Here is a 2,183-nt window from a genome sequence, read left to right as displayed (position 1 = left end):
CTGCCAACTATACAAAAATAGAGGTGTGAATAATGCGGGTTAAACTATCTCTACAGATGCTTGTTAGTATATATGCACTTCATCACGTTTTGTTGAAGTCGATTTTTTTATTAACAGCTATAGATGGAAAGAAAGAGATACTTGAAAACACTTTTCATCTATATATTTAAAACGGATTTTACTTCACCAACCCATTAATAACCAATCAAATAACCTTATATTTTTTTCGATTAATTGCTACAAACCCTCTTCTAACTGCTTTTTATTCATACCAAAAAGCTTGAGTATCTCCTTTTGTAGTTCATTCAACTCAGTTATTTTGAGAGTATCCACATTTCGTCCTAAATTTAATTCTACTAGTTTTATATCTTTCAACTCTTCCATTACATCTGCGAAGGCCAGCCTGCTTTTCGCCTTTTTATTCCATGATTTTAAAAAAGGAAAGATTTTGTTTTCAATCTCTTTTATAATTGCATATGAGAACATTGAAAGCAGTACATGTCCGCGAGTTTGAGCTTGATTACGAACAAATACCGGACGAATCTGAATGTAGTCACTTTTAAGATCACGGAAAGCATGCTCTACATTTTGCAGGTTTTTATATTGCTTTCTAACCTCATGTTTGTCCATTTTCTCTTTATTAATACCAGTGCAAATAACATATTTCCCAGCCAGTTGTTTTGCTTGTAAGTACTTTTCAGCTTTGAAATCAACAGTAAACTCACTGTCATTTATTTGCACAATCTCGTAATACTTGCTCATGCGCCTTTTCGAGAGAATATCCTCAATACGTAATTTATACTTATCAATATTTTTTTCTGAAAACTGGGTGACTAATTTTTTATTTTTATGGCCATTTTTGAGTTTTTCGGCATTCTCTATATTTTTTTGACAACGTTTTTCCCACGCTGCTTTCACATCGGAGATTTCATCATCAACAAGTGCACGAATCGTTTTTAAATAATTCAGTTCTTTTTCCTGAAGTGCTGGATTTACTGAAAGTATATATCTTTCTCCCTCATGCTCTACCTCTGCTATATCTTTGCTGAATAGATTTAATTGCAGGACATCGTTTTTTAGAAGATCTCTTATTTCAGCGTGAGTTAATCCTGTTATGTAGTGCACCCCCTCCTTATCAGCCTCATTCATGGTTCCTAGGTTATAACGAATTTTCATTCCTCTATCTCCAACAAAAACAACCTCTTGGACATCAAACTCTTTTTTTATGTGATTAATCTGATTCAAAACTGTTTGATGGTCTTGTGTGTTACCATGGAAAACTTCAATTTTTAGGGGGCATCCTTCACTGTCGGTTAGTAATGCAATATTAATTTGTTTCTTACCTCTCTTTCCATCACGGTTATAACCAAAAGCGGCAAGTTCATTCTCAGTACCTTCTAAGTAAGTACTTGTTATATCATATAAATAAACCTCTTTATGCTTTTTCTTGTTGTATATAAACCATTTACGTTCTATTTGTGGTTGCTTCAGGGCGGTGGTTCCCAAGGCAGCGTAAATATCGTCAAGCTTTGTGTTCTCAATATCCAATCCAAGTTTTGAAGAGATATCCCGATTTCTTTTTAACCAATTGTATATACCTAATTTACTGCCTCTAGTAATTACTTTGCCAATAATAATCCCTTTTAAAATAGCAGCCTGTTTAGGCATTGTTTTCTCAAGGGTTTTGCTGATATGTAATTTATCCATCAGGTGTATCAGCAAAACCACAAGTCCAAAATCAATAGCTTTTTTTACAGCAATATCTTTATTTGCAACCAATGCTCCTTGTTCGTGTTTAAGCATATTTTCAATGCCAAGAATAATTTCTTCTGGTATGCGAGAGAGGTTTGCTTCTACTCGGGTTTTAACTTTCCCCTCTTCCCGATATTTGGTGCAAAGTAAGGTGGAGCTGTACACTTTGCCGTTTTTACCTGTTGATTTATTTCTTTGTATATACATGGGTGCAAAAGTAATAATAGTTTCCATAATAAAAACTCATACTTTGCTAATATTCAAGCTGATAGAGTTAAATAATGTTATATTTTAGTTGCTACATTTAAACATTATAATCAATCATTTTGTTGATGGATAAGAGTTTAATGGGGTAAAACCCGTTTTATATATTAATTACTGTTTTGTGATTAGACTCCTATAATATAAGATAAAAGATTGATTTATCAATG

General features: G+C 33.1%; 1 protein-coding gene. It reads right to left on the bottom strand.

From position 1 onward, the window contains the following. Positions 1 to 237: 237 nt before the first annotated feature. Positions 238 to 1,986: an IS1634 family transposase gene (locus VNJ50_RS13710; protein WP_325582856.1), complete on the bottom strand. Its 1,749-nt coding sequence runs from the start codon at positions 1,984 to 1,986 to the stop codon at positions 238 to 240. Positions 1,987 to 2,183 lie beyond the last annotated feature (197 nt).

The organism is Gelidibacter sp., assembly GCF_035577925.1.
In the GTDB taxonomy this organism is placed as follows: Bacteria; Bacteroidota; Bacteroidia; order Flavobacteriales; family Flavobacteriaceae; genus Gelidibacter.
The sequence above is the reverse complement of the archived record's forward strand: the minus strand, read 5'-3'. Positions and strand labels throughout refer to the sequence as shown.